This window comes from Shinella sp. 838, assembly GCF_029623935.1.
Lineage (GTDB): Bacteria > Pseudomonadota > Alphaproteobacteria > Rhizobiales > Rhizobiaceae > Shinella.
Genome location: NZ_JARSBQ010000001.1, coordinates 290,259 through 308,773, shown reverse-complemented (window position 1 = coordinate 308,773; position 18,515 = coordinate 290,259). Strand labels below are relative to the sequence as shown.

The 18,515-nt window shown below is 63.8% G+C and carries 13 protein-coding genes; 10 read left to right on the top strand and 3 right to left on the bottom strand.

Annotation, left to right across the window (positions count from 1 at the left end; translation table 11 throughout):
* The first annotated feature begins 13 nt into the window (after nt 1-13).
* The 10 genes from P9A16_RS01420 to P9A16_RS01375 all read left to right on the top strand — a co-directional run bounded on the left by P9A16_RS01420 (nt 14) and on the right by P9A16_RS01375 (nt 14,623).
* Entirely contained in the window at nt 14-901 is an 888-nt protein-coding gene (locus P9A16_RS01420; protein ID WP_023514257.1) for a transglutaminase family protein, read from the top strand.
* A 140-nt stretch (nt 902-1,041) separates the two neighbouring features.
* A complete protein-coding gene (locus P9A16_RS01415) occupies nt 1,042-2,283 on the top strand; it encodes a vWA domain-containing protein (protein WP_024270890.1) in 1,242 nt (413 codons plus the stop codon).
* 207 nt (nt 2,284-2,490) lie between these two features.
* Nucleotides 2,491-4,950, top strand: a complete 2,460-nt coding sequence (locus P9A16_RS01410; RefSeq protein WP_023513435.1) for a glycogen/starch/alpha-glucan phosphorylase — start codon at nt 2,491-2,493, stop codon at nt 4,948-4,950.
* The gene (gene glgB, locus P9A16_RS01405) at nt 4,950-7,163 is read left to right on the top strand and encodes a 1,4-alpha-glucan branching protein GlgB (RefSeq protein WP_023513434.1); all 2,214 of its coding nucleotides are present in this window, start codon (nt 4,950-4,952) and stop codon (nt 7,161-7,163) included. Before P9A16_RS01410 ends, glgB begins: the two co-directional genes overlap by 1 nt.
* A 22-nt stretch (nt 7,164-7,185) precedes the next feature.
* Nucleotides 7,186-8,448 carry a glucose-1-phosphate adenylyltransferase gene (gene glgC, locus P9A16_RS01400; protein WP_024270891.1) on the top strand — a complete coding sequence of 421 codons (1,263 nt, stop codon included), beginning with the start codon at nt 7,186-7,188 and terminating at the stop codon, nt 8,446-8,448.
* Nucleotides 8,449-8,456: 8 nt separating this feature from the next.
* Nucleotides 8,457-9,896 carry a glycogen synthase GlgA gene (gene glgA, locus P9A16_RS01395; protein ID WP_023514814.1) on the top strand — a complete coding sequence of 480 codons (1,440 nt, stop codon included), beginning with the start codon at nt 8,457-8,459 and terminating at the stop codon, nt 9,894-9,896.
* A gap of 4 nt (nt 9,897-9,900) precedes the next feature.
* Complete coding sequence (locus P9A16_RS01390) at nt 9,901-11,532, top strand: alpha-D-glucose phosphate-specific phosphoglucomutase (protein WP_023514815.1); 1,632 nt, start codon at nt 9,901-9,903, stop codon at nt 11,530-11,532.
* A gap of 1 nt (nt 11,533) precedes the next feature.
* Nucleotides 11,534-13,507 (top strand): glycogen debranching protein GlgX, encoded by a 1,974-nt coding sequence (glgX, locus tag P9A16_RS01385; protein WP_023514816.1) that lies wholly within the window; start codon nt 11,534-11,536, stop codon nt 13,505-13,507.
* Nucleotides 13,508-13,613: 106 nt separating this feature from the next.
* Nucleotides 13,614-14,102 (top strand): MaoC family dehydratase, encoded by a 489-nt coding sequence (locus P9A16_RS01380; RefSeq protein WP_023514817.1) that lies wholly within the window; start codon nt 13,614-13,616, stop codon nt 14,100-14,102.
* Nucleotides 14,099-14,623 (top strand): GNAT family N-acetyltransferase, encoded by a 525-nt coding sequence (locus P9A16_RS01375; RefSeq protein ID WP_023514818.1) that lies wholly within the window; start codon nt 14,099-14,101, stop codon nt 14,621-14,623. The genes P9A16_RS01380 and P9A16_RS01375 overlap by 4 nt, the downstream gene beginning before the upstream one ends.
* 6 nt (nt 14,624-14,629) lie before the next feature.
* Here P9A16_RS01375 and P9A16_RS01370 read toward each other — a convergent pair whose 3' ends face one another.
* The 3 genes from P9A16_RS01370 to P9A16_RS01360 are packed head-to-tail and all read right to left on the bottom strand — an operon-like array spanning nt 14,630 to nt 18,505.
* Nucleotides 14,630-15,178, bottom strand: a complete 549-nt coding sequence (locus P9A16_RS01370) for a sarcosine oxidase subunit gamma (protein WP_023514819.1) — start codon at nt 15,176-15,178, stop codon at nt 14,630-14,632.
* Nucleotides 15,171-18,164 (bottom strand): sarcosine oxidase subunit alpha, encoded by a 2,994-nt coding sequence (locus tag P9A16_RS01365; protein ID WP_023514820.1) that lies wholly within the window; start codon nt 18,162-18,164, stop codon nt 15,171-15,173. Before P9A16_RS01365 ends, P9A16_RS01370 begins: the two co-directional genes overlap by 8 nt.
* The gene (locus P9A16_RS01360) at nt 18,161-18,505 is read right to left on the bottom strand and encodes a sarcosine oxidase subunit delta (protein WP_023514821.1); all 345 of its coding nucleotides are present in this window, start codon (nt 18,503-18,505) and stop codon (nt 18,161-18,163) included. The genes P9A16_RS01365 and P9A16_RS01360 overlap by 4 nt, the downstream gene beginning before the upstream one ends.
* Nucleotides 18,506-18,515: the final 10 nt, after the last annotated feature.

The following is an 18,515-nucleotide window of genomic DNA, read 5'->3' as shown; positions in this document are numbered from 1 at the left end:
AGGCGCCGAAACCATGCTCTACGACGTCAACCTCCATATCAGCTACCTCTACGACACGCCGGTTTCCGGCGGCCGGCATATCGTGCGCGTGCTGCCGCTGTCGATCGGCGGGCGCCAGCGGCTGGTCGCCGGCACGGTGGGCGTAACACCCGGCCCCGGCGAACGGGTCGACCACAACGACTTCTTCGACAACCCGATGAGCGCCATCCTCTTTCGCAATACGCATGAGCGGCTGGATATCCGCATGCAGGCACGCGTGCATGTCGACGTGCCGGAACCGGCCGCCGACTTTTCCCCACGCGTTGCCGACCTGCCGGAGGATATCGCCAACTACTGGTCGCTCGATGCCGGCTCGCCGCACCACTATACCGGCCCGAGCCCGCGGCTGAAGGATTGCCCCGAGATCGCCGAATACGCCCGCTCGATCGTCAAACCCGACATGACGATCCGCGCCATCGCCACGGCCGTCTGCGCGCGCATCCACAAGGATTTCACCTACGATCCGAAGGCGACCAACGTCGACACCACCCCGCGTGAGGCCTTCAAGCTGAAGCGCGGCGTCTGCCAGGACTTTACCCATGTGATGATCGTGGCGCTCCGGAGCCTCGGCATTCCCGCCGGCTATGTCAGCGGGTTCCTGCGCACCATCCCCCCGCCAGGCAAGGAGCGGCTGGAGGGGGCGGATGCCATGCATGCCTGGGTGCGCTACTGGTGCGGCCGGGTGAACGGCTGGATGGAGCTCGACCCGACCAACAACATCCCCGCCGGGACCGATCACATCGTCGTCGGCTACGGCCGCGACTATGCCGACGTCGCCCCGGTCATCGGCGTGCTCAAGGGCTACGGCCAGCACAAGACGAGCCAGGCGGTCGACGTCATTCCGGTGCGGCAGACGGCGTAAATCCCGTTTGGAAACAACCGGGAAGACCGGATTTTCAAGGTCTTTGCAATTTTACGAAAACTATACCACGCACCCGAACCGTTAAATAACACTTCGCTGCTAGCTTCCCCCCACATTATGAAGATGGTGGGTGAGTTCTCATGACGAAGAATACGGAAAGAAAGACCTGGGTCTCCCGCCTTCTGCGGGACCGCGGCGGTAATTTCGGAATGATGACGGCGCTCGTCTTCCCGGTCATGCTGGCCGCCGGTGGCGTCGCCATCGACCTGACCACCATGGTCATGAAGAAAGCCGAATTGCAGGACGCCGCCGACGCGGCCGCCCTCGCGGCGGCCTCCGCACTGGCCAACGACGGCAAGAGCATCTCCGAGGCGAAGGTCATCGCGATGAGCTTCCTGAAGACACAGATGAGCGGCTCGACCAAAGAGGAAGAGGAAAAGGCCAAGACGGAAGGGACGAGCGGTTCGGACGGCAACGAAAATGGCGTGGAAGAATACGATTTCGATGCCTCGACCGTCGTCGAGATCATCGAAACGGCGCTGGTCGGCAACGGCAAATCGTTCAAAGTGAACGTCTCGACAAGCTACGAGATGAAGTTCAACCCCTTCACGCGGCTTCTCGGCCAGACGAAGACCACGATGAACGCCGCAAGCTCGGCGGAAAGCGCGACGGAATCGAAGAACGCCCTCTCGATGTTCCTCGTGCTCGACAAATCCGGCTCGATGGCCTGGATCACCAACGAGAAGGACGCAGCGGTAAAGTCCTGCATCAACTGGACAGAATCGAACTGGGGCAACACCAAGACCAAGGCGACGAGCCCGTGCTACGTTTCCAAGATGGCCGCGCTGAAGCTCGCTGTGGCAAGCCTCTTCACCCAGTTCAAGGCGGCCGACCCGACAGACACCTTCGTGCGCACAGGCACCATCGCCTATGATTCGGTGAGCTATACACCAAGTGCGCTGGCCTGGGGCTTCACAAGCTCGCTGGACTACGTCAACAAGCTCGACGCCAATGGCGGCACGGCCTCCGGCGCAGCCATGAAGACGGCTTACAACAGGCTGAAGGAAGCGTCCGAAAACACCGCTCACAGGGATAAGAACGGCCAGGTTCCGACCAAATACATCGTCCTCATGACGGATGGCGACAACAACAACACGGCCGACGACACGAGCACGAAGGCAACCTGCACCTCGGCCAAGAATGATGGCATGGAGGTCTACACCGTTGCCTTCATGGCACCGACCCGCGGCCAGAATCTGCTCAAGGATTGTGCATCGAGCGCTTCGCACTATTTCCAGGCCGAGAACATGGCAGCCCTCGTCGCGGCCTTCAAGGTGATCGGCGAGCGGACCTCCGCGGTGGTCTCCCGCCTGACCAAATAAGCGGCATCCCGCTATAGGAAAAAGCAAAACCCGCTGGGCCAGCCCAGCGGGTTTTTTAGCATATTCAACGTGTTTCAGGCATGTCGAAAATGCATGCGGCCTTTCTAGAAAAGCCTGTTGCAAGCGCTTCGGATAGATGCATAAATTGATTTAAACGCGACTTTCGCGAGAACGGACGCACAGAATGCGAGGGGGCAAAGTTCACCAATGATGAACCGGGTTACCAACAACGATCTCGCTCCCGCCCCCCGATCATCCGATCGCGAACAACTTGCGACCGAGCTTCTGGAGCGCCTCAAATATCGTATCGGCAAGGACCCGAAAGTGGCCAAGCCGCATGACTGGCTGACGGCGGCGATCCTCGTCGCGCGCGATCGCATCACCGACAAGTGGATGGACTCCACCCGCCGAACCTATGCAACGGGCGCAAAGCGCGTCTACTATCTATCGCTTGAATTTCTCATTGGCCGCCTGATGCGCGACGCCATGACGAATATCGGCATCATGGACGAGATGCGCCACGCGCTCGCCTCGCTCGGCGTCGATCTCGACATCATCGCCGAACTGGAGCCGGATGCTGCCCTCGGCAACGGCGGCCTCGGGCGCCTTGCCGCCTGTTTCATGGAAAGCATGGCGACGGTCGACGTGCCGGCCTATGGCTACGGCATCCGCTACGTGCACGGCCTCTTCCGCCAGCAGATGGCGGACGGCTGGCAGGTGGAGCTTCCGGAAACCTGGCTCGCCCACGGCAATCCCTGGGAGTTCGAGCGGCGCGAAAGCTCCTACGAAATCGGCTTCGGCGGCGCCGTGGAAACGATCAATATCGGCGAAGACAAGCAGCGCTTCGTCTGGAAGCCGGCCGAACGCGTCATCGCGACGGCCTATGACACGCCGGCCGTCGGCTGGCGGGCCAAGCGCGTCAACACGCTGCGCCTGTGGGCCGCCAACCCGATCGACCCGATCCTGCTCGATGCGTTCAATGCCGGCGACCATATCGGCGCCCTGCGCGAGAGCAACAAGGCGGAGAGCCTGACGCGCGTCCTCTACCCGGCCGACGCCACCTCCGCCGGCCAGGAACTGCGCCTCAGGCAGGAGTTCTTCTTCTGCTCCGCCTCGCTGCAGGACATCCTGCGCCGCCACCTGCAGCAATATCCCGATTTCACGTCACTGCCGGATGCCGTGGCGATCCAGCTGAACGACACGCACCCGGCCATTTCCGTCGCCGAACTGGTGCGATTGCTCACCGACGTGCACGGCATCGAGTTCGATACGGCCTGGGATATCGCCCACCGCACCTTCTCCTACACCAACCACACGCTGCTGCCGGAAGCACTGGAAAGCTGGCCGGTGCCGCTGCTCGAGCGCCTGCTGCCACGCCATATGCAGATCGTCTACGCGATCAATGCCAAAATTCTCGTCGTGGCACGCAAGGAAAAGGGTTTCGAGGATCAGCGCATCCGCAACATCTCGCTGATCGAGGAATCGGGCGAGCGGCGTGTGCGCATGGGCAATCTCGCCTTCGTCGGCTCGCACTCGATCAACGGCGTTTCGGCACTGCACACCGAACTGATGAAGGAAACGGTCTTCGCCGACCTGCACAAGCTCTATCCCGACCGCATCAACAACAAGACCAACGGCATCACGCCACGCCGCTGGCTGATGCAGTGTAATCCGGGGCTTTTCAACCTGATCCGCGAAGCGATCGGCGATGCCTTCATGGACGATGCCGAGGCGCTGAAGGCGCTCGACGCCTTCGCTGACAACCGAGATTTCCAGGAGCGTTTCGCCGCGATCAAGCGGGAGAACAAGAACCGCCTCGCCAATCTCGTCGGCAGCCGCATGGGCGCCAGGATCGATCCCGCCGCGATGTTCGACATCCAGATCAAGCGCATCCACGAATACAAGCGCCAGCTGCTGAACATCATCGAGGCCGTGGCGCTCTATGACCAGATCCGCTCGCACCCGGAACTCGACTGGGTTCCCCGGGTAAAACTCTTCGCCGGCAAGGCGGCGCCGAGCTACCACAACGCCAAGCTGATCATCAAGCTCGCCAACGACGTGGCGAAGGTGATCAACAACGACCCGGCGGTGCGCGGCCTGCTCAAGGTCGTCTTCGTTCCGAACTACAACGTCTCGCTCGCCGAGATCATGGTGCCGGCCGCCGATCTTTCGGAGCAGATTTCCACTGCGGGCATGGAAGCGTCTGGAACCGGCAACATGAAGTTCGCGTTGAACGGCGCGCTGACGATCGGCACGCTCGACGGAGCCAATGTCGAGATGCGCGACCATGTGGGCGAGGAGAACATCGTGATCTTCGGCATGACGGCGGAAGAGGTGGCGAAGGTCAGGGCCGAGGGGCACAATCCACGCGCCATCATCGAGCAGTCGAAGGAGCTGTCGCAGGCGCTCGCCGCAATCTCCTCGGGCGTTTTCTCGCCTGATGACCGCAACCGCTTCGCCGGTCTCGTCGATGGCCTCTACAATCATGACTGGTTCATGGTCGCAGCCGATTTCGACGCCTATGCCAGAGCCCAGCGCGATGTCGATGCCATCTGGAACGACAAGGCATCCTGGTACTCCAAGACAATCCGCAACACGGCCCGCATGGGCTGGTTCTCGTCCGACCGCACCATTCGCCAATACGCCAAGGAAATCTGGAGAGCCTGATGACCGCACCGCCGAAAAAAGGCACGACGGGGGGACCGTCAGAGCTTCTGGCGAAGGCAGACATCGACGCGATCTTGGAAAGCCGGCACTGGGACCCGTTCGCAGTGCTCGGCCTGCACGCGGCCGGCGACGGCCATGTCGCCCGCTGCTTCCTGCCCGGCGCCGCAGAGGTGACCGCCGAGACGCTCTCGGGCAAGGAGATCGGCGTGCTGACGCAGGTCGATCCGGCCGGCATCTTCGCCGGCGAGGTCTCCCTCAAGAAGCTTCAGCCGATCCGCTACCGCGCACGCAATGACAGCGGCGAGTGGGTGGTGGTCGATCCCTATTCCTTCGGCCCGGTGCTCGGCCCGATGGACGACTACTACATCCGCGAAGGCTCGCATCTTCGCCTCTTCGACAAGATGGGCGCTCATCCAATGACGCTCGAGGGCATCGAGGGCTTCCACTTCGCCGTCTGGGCGCCAAATGCCAAGCGGGTCTCCATTGTCGGCAACTTCAACAACTGGGACGGCCGGCGGAATGCGATGCGGCTACGCCGCGACACAGGCATCTGGGAAATCTTCCTGCCCGGCATCACCACCGGCCATGCCTACAAATACGAGATCGTCGGCATCGACGGCGAGGTCCTGCCGCTGAAGGCCGATCCTTTCGCCCGCCGCTCGGAGCTCCGCCCCGCCAACGCCTCCATGACGACAGGGCCGATCGACCAGGCCTGGGAGGACAAGGCGCACCTGGCGCACTGGGCCTCGGCGGACGCCCGCCGCCAGCCGATCTCGATCTACGAGGTGCATGCCGGTTCCTGGCAGAAGAACGACAATGGCGACTTCCTCACCTGGGACGAACTGGCGAACCGCCTGATCCCCTACTGTGTCGACATGGGCTTCACCCATATCGAGTTCCTGCCGATCTCGGAATTCCCCTTCGACCCGTCCTGGGGCTATCAGACGACCGGCCTCTACTCGCCGACCGCCCGCTTCGGCGAGCCGGAGGGTTTTGCCCGCTTCGTCAACGGCTGCCACAAGGTGGGCATCGGCGTCATCCTCGACTGGGTGCCAGCGCATTTTCCGACCGATGCGCATGGCCTTGGTCACTTCGACGGCACCGCACTCTATGAGCACGAGGATCCGCGGCAAGGTTTTCATCCGGACTGGAACACCGCGATCTACAATTTCGGCCGCGCCGAGGTCCTGTCCTACCTCATCAACAACGCGCTCTACTGGGCAGAAAAATTCCATCTCGACGGCCTGCGCGTCGATGCGGTCGCCTCGATGCTCTATCTCGACTATTCGCGCAAGCACGGCGAATGGGTGCCGAACGAATATGGCGGCAACGAGAACCTGGAGGCCGTGCGCTTCCTGCAGTCGATGAACGCCCATGTCTATGCCGCCCATCCCGGCATCCTGACCATCGCGGAGGAATCCACCTCCTGGCCGAAGGTTTCGGCGCCGGTGCACGACGGTGGCCTCGGGTTCGGCTTCAAGTGGAACATGGGCTTCATGCACGACACGCTGCAATATCTGTCGCGCGAACCGGTGCACCGCAAATTCCACCACAATGACATGACCTTCGGCCTGCTCTACGCCTTCACGGAAAACTTCGTGCTGCCGCTCAGCCATGACGAAGTCGTGCACGGCAAGGGCTCGCTGATCGCCAAGATGGCCGGCGACGACTGGCAGAAATTCGCGAACCTGCGCGCCTATTACGGCTTCATGTGGGGTTATCCCGGCAAGAAGCTATTGTTCATGGGCCAGGAATTCGCGCAATGGCAGGAGTGGAGCGAGGCCCGCGCACTCGACTGGAACCTGCTCGAATATCCGTTGCACGAAGGCATGCGCCGGCTCGTGCGGGATCTCAACGGCACATACCGCCGCAAGGCGGCGCTGCATGCGCGCGACTGCGAAGGCGACGGCTTCGAATGGCTGATTGCCGACGACCGGGAGAATTCCGTCTTCGCCTGGCTGCGCAAGGCGCCGGGCGAGAAGCCGATCGCCATCGTCACCAACTTCACCCCCGTCTATCGCGAGAATTATGGGGTCCCGCTTCCGGTGGAGGGCCGCTGGCGGGAAATTCTCAACACCGACGCCGAAATCTACGGCGGCAGCGGCAAGGGCAACGGCGGCGCCGTACAGGCCAAGAAACAGGCAAATGGAAGAATAACAGCCACGATCACCCTGCCGCCGCTGGCGACGCTGATGCTCGAGCTGGACGCATAAATTCGACTGTCGGGAGGACACTATGGAGCAAAAGCGGATTCAACCCCTCGCCCGTGACGCGATGGCCTATGTTCTGGCGGGGGGTCGCGGCAGCCGCCTCAAGGAACTGACAGACCGGCGCGCCAAGCCCGCTGTCTATTTCGGCGGCAAGGCGCGCATCATCGATTTCGCCCTCTCCAATGCGCTGAACTCCGGTATCCGCCGCATCGGCGTCGCCACCCAGTACAAGGCGCATTCGTTGATCCGTCACCTGCAGCGCGGCTGGAACTTCTTCCGCCCCGAGCGCAACGAGAGCTTCGATATCCTGCCCGCCAGCCAGCGTGTGTCCGAAACACAGTGGTACGAGGGCACCGCCGATGCCGTCTACCAGAATATCGACATCATCGAAGACTACGGCGTCGAATACATGGTCATCCTCGCCGGCGATCATATCTATAAAATGGACTACGAGCTGATGCTCCAGCAGCACGTCGATTCCGGCGCGCAGGTCACCATCGGGTGCCTGGAAGTGCCGCGCATGGAAGCAACCGGCTTCGGCGTCATGCATGTCGACGACAAGGACCAGATCATCGCCTTCGTGGAGAAGCCAGCCGATCCGCCGAGCATCCCCGGCAATCCCGACATGGCGCTCGCCTCCATGGGCATCTATGTCTTCCACACGAAGTTCCTGATGGACCTCCTGCGGCGCGACGCCGCCGACCCGACGTCGAGCCGCGATTTCGGCAAGGACATCATCCCCTACATCGTCGAGCACGGCAAAGCCGTCGCCCATCGTTTCACTGCCTCCTGCGTGCGCTCCGATTTCGAGCGCGAGGCCTATTGGCGCGACGTTGGCACGGTCGATGCCTATTGGCAGGCCAATATCGACCTCACCGACATCACCCCGGAACTCGACATCTACGACAGCTCATGGCCGATCTGGACCTTCGCCGAGATCAAGCCGCCGGCAAAGTTCGTGCATGACGACGAGAACCGCCGCGGCTCGGCGATCTCCTCGCTCGTCTCCGGCGATTGCATTATCTCCGGCTCGACGCTGCATCGCAGCCTCCTCTTCACGGGCGTGCGCGCCAACTCCTATTCCCGTCTCGAAGGCGCCGTCGTGCTGCCCAACGTCATGATCGGCCGCCATGCCAATCTCAGGAACGTCGTCATCGACAGGGGCGTCGTCATTCCGGAAGGCCTCGTCGTCGGCGAGGACCCGGTGCTCGACGCCAAGCGTTTCCGCCGGTCGGAAGGCGGCATCTGCCTCATCACCCAACCCATGATCGACAAGCTGGAGCTCTAGTCGTCCTCATGAACATCCTTTCGGTGGCATCCGAAGTATTCCCGCTGGTCAAGACGGGAGGCCTCGCCGACGTCGCCGGCGCATTGCCGATCGCACTCGCCGGGCATGGAACGCACATGCGCACGCTCATGCCCGGTTACCCCGCGGTCATGCAGCGGCTGGGAAGCGTCGAGGTGGTCGCCACCTTCGACGACCTTCTCGGCGAACCTGCGCGCATCCTCGCCACCGTGCACGAGGGCCTCGATATCCTCGTACTCGATGCCCCCGGTTTCTTCGACCGGCCAGGCGGGCCCTATACGGACGCCACGGGCAAGGATTTCGTGGACAACTGGCAGCGCTTCGCCGCCCTGTCCTTCGCAGGCGCGGAAATCGCCCGCGGCCTGTTGCCGGACTGGCGGCCGGACATCGTGCATGCCCATGACTGGCAGGCGGCAATGACGGCCGTCTACATGCGCTATACCGGCCTGCAGCACATTCCCACCATCGTCACCGTGCACAACCTCGCCTTCCAGGGCCAGTTCGGTGCCGATATCTTCCCGGGCCTCGGCCTGCCGCCGGAAGCCTTCACCGTCGACGGGCTCGAGTATTACGGCGATGTCGGCTTCCTCAAGGGCGGCCTGCGCACCGCCTGGTCGATCACCACGGTCAGCCCCACCTATGCCCACGAAATCATGACGCCGGACTATGGCATGGGGCTCGAAGGCCTGATCAATGCCCGCGCCGGCGACCTCGTCGGCATCGTCAACGGCATCGACACCACCGTCTGGAACCCCGAAACCGACAGCCAGATCGCCCGCCCCTATGCCGCCGGCTCGCTGAAACAGCGCGCGGTCAACCGGCAGGCACTGGCCGAACGGTTCAATCTCGAACAGGACGACGGCCCGATCTTCTGCGTCGTCAGCCGCCTCACCTGGCAGAAGGGCATCGACCTCATCGCCGAAATCGCCGACTGGATCGTCGATCAGGGCGGCAAGCTCGCCGTGCTCGGTTCCGGCGACCAGGGCCTCGAGGGCGCCCTGCTCGCGGCCGCCTCCCGCCATCGCGGCCGCATCGGCATTGTCATCGGCTACAACGAGCCGCTGTCGCATCTCATGCAGGCCGGCGCCGACGCGATCCTCATCCCCTCGCGCTTCGAGCCCTGCGGCCTCACCCAGCTCTATGGCCTGCGCTACGGCTGCATCCCGGTCGTCGCGCGCACCGGCGGCCTTGCCGATACCGTCATCGACGCCAACGAGGCCGCCCTTTCCGCCCGCGTCGCCACGGGCTTCCAGTTCACCCCGATCAATGCCGAGGGCCTGCGCCAGGCGCTGCGCCGTGTCTTCAAGGCCTGGCGCGAACCAAAAATCTGGGGCCGCATCCAGAACCAGGGTATGAAGTCGGACGTTTCCTGGGAAAACAGCGCCGCGCGCTATGCCGACCTCTATTCCAGCCTACTTTCGCGAGTGTAAGCCGATGACCATCAAGACCGTATCGACCACGCCCTATTCCGACCAGAAGCCCGGCACGTCCGGCCTGCGCAAGAAGGTCCCCGTCTTCCAGCAGAAGAACTATGCGGAGAACTTCATCCAGGCGATCTTCGATTCGCTGGAAGGCTTCGAGGGCCAGACGCTGGTGATCGGCGGCGACGGCCGCTACTACAATCGCGAGGTCATCCAGCTAGCCATCAAGATGGCCGCCGCCAACGGTTTCGGCCGCGTACTGGTCGGCCGTGGCGGCATTCTCTCGACCCCCGCTGCGTCCAATGTCATCCGCAAATACAAGGCCTTCGGCGGCATCGTTCTGTCGGCCAGCCACAATCCCGGCGGCCCGACGGAAGACTTCGGCATCAAGTACAATATCGGCAATGGCGGCCCGGCGCCGGAAAAGATCACCGACGCGATCTTCGCCCGCACCAAGGTCATCGACAGCTACAAGATATCCGACGTCGCCGACGTGAATCTTGACCTCGAAGGCACGCACGAAATCGAGGGAATGACGATCACCGTCATCGACCCCGTCGCCGACTATGCCGAGTTGATGGAACAGCTCTTCGATTTCAACGCGATCCGCGGCTTGCTCGCCGGCGGCTTCCGCGTCGTCTTCGACGCCATGAGCGCCGTCACCGGCCCCTATGCCAAGGAGATCCTCGAAAACCGCCTCGGCGCCACCAAGGGCTCGGTGCTCAACTTCATGCCGCTGCCGGACTTCGGCGGCCACCACCCGGACCCCAACCTCGTGCACGCCCGCGCGCTCTACGAGACGATGATGGCCGACGACGCGCCGGACTTCGGCGCCGCCTCCGACGGCGACGGCGACCGCAACCTGATCATCGGCAAGGGCATCTTCGTCACCCCGTCCGACAGCCTGGCGCTGCTCGCCGCCAACGCCCATCTTGCGCCCGGCTATGCCAAGGGCCTCGCCGGCATCGCGCGCTCCATGCCCACCTCGGGCGCCGCCGACCGCGTCGCGAAAAAACTCGGCATCGGCATTTTCGAGACGCCGACCGGCTGGAAATTCTTCGGCAACCTGCTCGACGCCGGCCTTGCCACGATCTGCGGCGAGGAGAGCGCCGGCACCGGTTCCGACCATGTGCGCGAGAAGGACGGCCTCTGGGCCGTGCTGCTCTGGCTCAACATTCTCGCCGTGCGCAAGGAAAGCGTTCTCGACATCGTCGAGCAGCACTGGGCGACCTACGGCCGCAACTACTATTCCCGTCACGACTACGAGGAAGTCGACACCGATGCCGCGAACGGTCTTGTGGCGAACCTGCGCGACCAGCTAGCCACCCTTCCCGGCAAGAGCTTCGGCTCCCTCACCGTCGCAACGGCAGACGATTTTGCCTACAACGACCCGGTGGACCAGTCGGTCAGCAAGAACCAGGGCATCCGCATCCTCTTCGAAGCCGGTTCGCGCGTGGTCTTCCGCCTCTCCGGCACCGGCACCTCGGGCGCGACCCTGCGCGTCTACATCGAGCGCTTCGAGCCCGACGCCGCGCGCCATGACATCGACACGCAGGAAGCTCTCGCCGACCTCATCGCCGTCGCCGACGAGATCGCCGGCATCAAGACCCGAACCGGCCGCGATGCGCCGACCGTGATCACCTGAGATGACGATCACCGCCCCTTCCTTCGCGCCGGGCGCCACGCTCTCCGGGGACGGGGTGGAGTTCGCGGTCTATTCGCACAACGCCGGCCGGGTCGAGCTTTGCCTGTTCGACAACAATGGCGACAAGGAACTCGCCCGCCTCGCAATGGGGCGGGACGAGAACGGTTTCCACCGTGTCTTCGTCGAAGGCGCGACCGCTGGAACATGCTACGGCTTCCGCGCCGATGGTATCTATTCCCCCGACCACGGCCTCTGGTTCGACCCGACAAAACTGCTCGTCGATCCCTATGCCAAGAAAATCGACCGCCCCTTCGTGCACGACGGCCGCCTCACCCGCTTCGGTGTCGAGACGGCGGATATCGTGCCGAAGGCCATCGTCACACGAAACCGGCCGGTCGATGTAAAAGCGCCGCTCTTCCGCCCCGGTGGCTTCGTCTACGAGGTAGCGGTGCGCAGCTTCACCATGCTGCACCCCGACGTGCCGGAGGCGGTGCGCGGAACCGTCGGCGCGCTTGCCCATCCCGCCGTGCTCGCCCATCTCAAGCGCCTCGGCGTCGATGCCGTCGAGCTGATGCCGATCACCGCCTGGATCGATGAACGCCATCTGCCGCCTCTCGGTCTTTCCAACAGCTGGGGCTACAACCCGATCGCGCTGATGGCGCTCGATCCGCGCCTCGTTCCCGGCGGCATGAAGGAACTCGCCGACACCGTCGCGGCACTGCGCGCCGAAAACATCGGCGTCATCCTCGACCTCGTCTTCAACCATTCCGGCGAGAGCGACCGCCACGGCGCGACGCTCTCCATGCGCGGCCTCGACAACCTCACCTATTACCGCCATGTGGAGGGCCGCCCCGGCGAGCTGATCAACGACACCGGCTGCGGCAACACCATCGCCGGGGAACACCCGATCGTACGCCAGCTCGTGCTCGACAGCCTGCGCCATTTCGTGCGCCATGCCGGCGTCGATGGCTTCCGCTTCGACCTTGCCACCATCCTCGGCCGCGAGGCGGACGGTTTTTCCGCAAGGGCCGCGCTGCTCTCGGAAATCTGCGCCGACCCGCTGCTCAAGGACCGCGTGCTGATCGCCGAACCATGGGACATCGGGCCCGGCGGCTACCAGCTCGGCAATTTCCCGGAACCCTTCCTCGAATGGAACGACCGCTATCGCGACGACACGCGCACCTTCTGGCGCGGTGACAGCCACCGACTCGGTGCCTTCGTCACCGCGCTTGCCGGCTCTTCCGACATCTTCTCCCGCCACGGCGGCGACCGCACCCGCTCCGTCAATTTCCTCGCCGCCCATGACGGCTTCACCCTGATGGACCTTGTCTCCCATACGGTGAAACACAATGAGGCGAACGGCGAGGACAACCGCGACGGCCACAACGAGAACCATTCCTGGAACAACGGCGCCGAGGGCGAGACGACGGACGGCGCGGTGCTCTCGGGCCGCCGGGCGGATGTGAAGGCGCTGCTGGCGAGCCTCTTCCTCTCGCGCGGCACCGTCATGCTGACGGCCGGCGACGAGGGCGGACGCAGCCAGAACGGCAACAACAACGCCTATTGCCAGGACAACGCCATCACCTGGATGCACTGGGACCGGCTCGACGACGGTCTGATCGAACACACCGCCATGCTCTCTGCCATTCGCAAGCGTTTCCCCGCTCTCACGGAAACGACCTTCTGGAGCGGCACCGGCGATATCGAATGGCGGACACTGGCAGGCACCCCGATGACGGTCGGCGACTGGGAAGCGCCGTTCGCCGGAACCCTGCTTGCCATCCTCAAGACGCCTGATCTACAGCAGCAGCGGATCGTCCATCTCGCAATCGCCATCAACCGGACGCATGGTGAGCAGGCGCTCGCCCTGCCGCCACCGGAGGGACGCGACTGGACGAACCTGCTTTCCACCAACCATCCCGCGACCAGCCTCATCCATCCCCGCAGCGTCGAGATTTTTGTCGAAAAGCACTGATCTTCATTGTCCGGACAAACCATCTCTCTAAAGCATGTCGCGCAAACGCGCCGCGCTCTTGCGAGAATACCGAATCCAGGCGCGCATCGAGCGGCAGGAAAACCCTATGCCAGAGACCATTCACCTGAAGGACATCGGCACCCTCGTCGGCACCGAACTCGGCCTGTCGCGCTGGTTCACGGTCGACCAGACGATGATCGACCGTTTTGCCGAAGCGACGGAAGACCACCAGTTCATCCATACCGATCCCGTGCGGGCAGCCGCGGAAACGCCATTCGGCGGCACGATCGCGCACGGCTTCCTGACGCTCTCACTGCTTTCAGCAATGAACTACGATTGCGTGCCGCGCATCGTCGAGCAGACGATGGGCATCAACTACGGCTTCGAGAAGGTCCGCTTCATGACGCCGGTGAAAAGCGGAACGCGTGTGCGCGGCCGCTTCGTTCTCGCCGAAGCGCGCTTTCGCGGTGCCGGCATGGTGACCATCCGCTATGACGTCTCAGTGGAGATCGAGGACGAACGAAAGCCCGCCCTGACCGCCGACTGGATCACCATCATCCAGTTCGATCCCAAGGACCGGCCGGAGGACGTGTGAAAATCCGTCTCGCCGCACCGGAAGACATCGCGATCCTCGGTGCCTGCGACTTTTCCTTCCTCGTCACCCGCGAAGCTGTACCACCTTTCGACGGCGACTGGTTGGCGCAGGCCCGGCCTGTGGAGCCCTATGCCAAGAGCTACGGCTTCGACGCGGATGACCTCAAAGCCGACCTGAACGACGAGGACAAGGCGCTCTTCGTCGTTGTCGGGGACGAGGCGCCGGTCGGCTATATCGTGCTCTCGAAGGGATGGAACAATTTCGCCTTCATCGATGACATCGCCGTCGATACGGAGTGGCGTGGCACAGGCGCGGCACAGCGCCTGATACAGCAGGCGTTTCACTGGGCGAAGGACAACGGCCTGCCGGGTATTCGTCTCGAAACCCAGACGACCAATGTTACCGCCTGCCGGTTCTATCTGCGCCAGGGTTTTACCCTCGGCGGCTATGACCGGCACCTGTACGAAGGGCTGTCCCCCGGGACGCGGGAGACAGCCCTGTTCTTCTATCGGTTCTTCTGATCGCGGTCAGAGCCCGGCGTCTTCCGCGCCCTCGGCAAGCAGGCCGAAGGCATAGGGCGAGAACGAGCGCCAGCATTCCACGCGATAGTCTTCCTCGCCGGTGCGCAGGAGCACGATCTCGATCTTGCCGAGCACCGTGCGCGCCGCGGCGCCAACCGGGAAGATCGCATTGCCGAGATCGAGCGGGCAGCCACTGGCAATCGCTCCGGCCGCGTTGGGGCCGGAAACGAGGATCGCCGTGTTGCGATGCGAGACATCCGTCGCCGAATGCAGCGCGGAAACGCCCGATGCAATGCCCATCAGGTCGGCGCCGTTCTCGTCGATCAGCAGCCATTCGTCCGGCCCGAGCCAGAGCGCGTGGCGCCCGCTGACGGAGGCCGAGGTTTTCGGCCGTCTCGGCAGTTCGAGGCCGAAGGCCAGCGAAAGCGTGCCGATGGCATCTTCGCCTGCACGCAGCGAAAGACGGGTTGCAGGGGCGGCGGGCGTGACGTGTGCGCCGGCGGAACCACCATGACGGCCGGCGAGCGGCGCCTTGCGAAGAGCGTGATCAGCCATTGAGGCGTCCTCCTTCCTTGTCGATGAACACCATGTCGCTGACCTCGACCGCGATGGTACGGTCGGGCATCGGCACGTAGAGCGTCTGGCCCAGCCGTGCCTGACCACCAGCGACAAGCGCCATGGCGATCGAGCGGCCGCAGTTTTCCGACCAGTAGGACGAGGTCACATGGCCGAGCATTTTCATCGGCTTCGGCTCGTTCGGATCGGCGACGATCTGCGCGCCCTCCTCCAGAACAACGTTCGGATCCTTGGTCAAAAGGCCGACGAGCTGCTTGCGGCCCTCCTTGACGAGGTCCGGACGCTTCAGGCCGCGGATGCCGACGAAATCCGTCTTCTTCTTGGAGACGGCCCAGCTCAGGCTGGCATCGTGCGGCGTCACCGTGCCGTCCGTGTCCTGGCCGACGATGATATAACCCTTTTCGGCGCGCAGGACGTGCATCGTCTCCGTGCCGTAGGCGCAGGCCCCGAGCGGTTCGGCGCGGGCCCAGATGGCTTCCCAGACGGCCTGGCCATAATCGGCGGGAACGTTGACTTCGTAGCCCGCTTCACCCGTGAAGGACATGCGGAACAGCCGGGTCGGCACGCCGCAGATCTTTCCTTCGCGCACGCTCATATGCGGGAAGGCTTCGTTCGAGATGTCGATGCCTTCGACGAGCGGCTCGAGGATTTCGCGCGCCTTCGGACCCTGCACGGCGATGACCGCCCACTGTTCGGTGGTCGAGGTCAGCCAGACCTTCAGATGCGGGAATTCCGTCTGGAGATAGTCTTCCATGTGGTTCATGACGCGCGGCGCGCCGCCCGTCGTCGTCGTGACGTGGAAGCGATCCTCCGCGAGGCGCCCGACGACACCGTCGTCATAAACGAAACCATCTTCGCGCAGCATGATGCCGTAGCGGCAACGGCCGGGCTTCAGCGTATCCCAGGCGTTGGTGTACATCAGGTTCAGGAATTCGGCGGCATCGGGGCCGACGACTTCGATCTTGCCGAGCGTCGAGGCATCGAAGAGGCCGGCGGCGTTGCGCACCGTGCGGCACTCGCGGTTGACCGCGTCGTGCATGGTCTCGCCGGAACGCGGATAATACCAGGCACGCTTCCAGTTGCCGACGTCTTCGAAGACCGCGCCATGCGCATCTTCCCAGGCATGCATGGGCGTCTTGCGCGCCGGATCGAAGAGTTCGCCGCGCGAATGGCTGATCAGCGCGCCAAAGGTGACGGGCGTATAGGGCGCGCGGAAGGTGGTGAGGCCGATCTTCGGGATCTCGCGGTTCAGCACTTCAGAGGCGATGGCAAGGCCGTGGATGTTGGACAGCTTGCCTTGGTCCGTCGCCATGCCGTTGGTGGTGAAGCGCTTGATGTGTTCGATCGAGTGCATGCCTTCGCGCACGGCAAGGCGGATGTCCTTGGCGCAGACGTCGTTCTGGAAATCGACGAAAGCCTTGACGGTCGTATCGACGCCGGCGCCCTCGCCCGCGCCGGCCATGCCGCCGGTCCATTCGAAGGCGTTTTCACCCGAGAGCTCGACCTTGTCGCCGCCCTCGTTGCCGGTGGCGCGGGCCATCAGCTCGCCCGCGGCCAGCGATTCCTCGATGGTCGCCTGGAGGCCGTCCGTGCCATTGCACGAACCGACCGAGAGGCAATCCTGCGCATAGGTTCCCGGCAGAAAGCGGCCGGAGGCGGCGTCATAGGCCACCTTGCCGCGCGACTGCGAGAAGAGATGGACGGAGGGCGTCCAGCCGGCGGACATCAGCAGCGCATCGACCGGGATGGCGCGGGCCGAGCCGCCGCCGTTGCGGGCGACCGACATGGAGGAGACGCGCAGCTTGCCCTTGGTGTCGACGACCGAATGGCCGGTCAGCACCTCGATGCCAAGCTTGCGGGCTTCCGCCAGAACGGCTTCGCCCGGCTTCTCTCTGTTGTCGACGATGGCGGCGATGGTGACGCCGGCACGCTTCAGGTCAAAGGCGGCCTCATAGGCCGAATCGCTTGCCGTATAGACGCCGACCTTGCGGCCGACGGCGACGCCGAAATGGTTGAGATAGGTGCGCGCCGCTGAGGCGAGCATGATGCCCGGCCGGTCGTTGTTGGCGAACACCATATGGCGCTCGATAGAACCGGTGGCGAGGATGACGCGCTTGGCGCGCACCTGCCACATCCGCTCGCGCGGCAGCTTCTTGTCAGGCTTTGCGAGGTGGTCGGTGACGCGCTCGACGAGGCCGACGAAATTGTGGTTGTAGTAGCCGAAGGCCGTCGTGCGGGTGAGGACGGTGACGTTCTCCATCGCCTTCAGCCTGACGGCCGTCGCCTGCGCCCAGTCGTAGCCGTTCCGGCCGTCGATCGTCACCGACGTGTCGTAATGCAGCGCACCGCCGACTTCCGGCTGCTCGTCGCAGAGGATGACGCGCGCGCCGGCTTCGGCAGCGGCAAGTGCTGCCGAAAGGCCGGCGACGCCGCCACCGGCAACGAGCACGTCGCAATAGGCATAGCGGCTGGCGTAGTGGTCCGGATCCTCTTCCGTCGGCGCGACGCCGAGGCCGGCGGCCTTGCGGATGAAGGGCTCGTAGACCTTTTCCCAGGCGGCCTTCGGCCACATGAAGGTCTTGTAGTAGAAACCGGCGGCGAAGAACGGCGACATCAGGTTGTTGACGCCGCCGATATCGAAGGCGAGCGACGGCCAGCGGTTCTGCGAAGAAACCTTCATGCCGTCAAAGACTTCCTGCACCGGCGCGCGCACGTTCGGCTGGCGGCGGGCGGCATCGCGCGAAACATCGATCAGCGCGTTCGGCTCTTCCGGGCCTGCCGACAGGATGCCGCGCGGGCGATGGTACTTGAACGAGCGGCCGACGAGGTGCACGCCGTTGGCAAGCAGCGCCGAGGCGACGGTATCGCCTTCCAGCGCGTCGAATGTCTTTCCGTCGAAGGTAAAACGCGCTGTCTTGGCCGGCGTCAGGCGGCCCTGACCGGCAATGCGATTGGCGCCGCTCATTGCGCGGTTCCTTCCGTGGTTTCAAAGGTTTCGACGGGTTTTTCGGTGGTTGTCGGCGCACCGGAGAGATCGGGCTTAGGCTCGCCCGCCTTGTAGCTCATAACGAACTTGTCGCTCACCGTGTCGCGTGCCGCGTTGAAGAAGCGGCCGCAGCCATGGATATGGCGCCAGCGTTCGAAGATCAGGCCCTTCGGGTTGTCGCGCAGGAAGAAATACTCCTGGAACTCCTCGTCGGTGATATCGGCCATGTTGGTCGGCCGGGCGATGTGCGCGTCGCCACCGTGGCGGAATTCGAGCTCCGAGCGCTCTTCCTCGCAGTAGGGGCAGTAGATCAGCAGCATGGTATCCTAC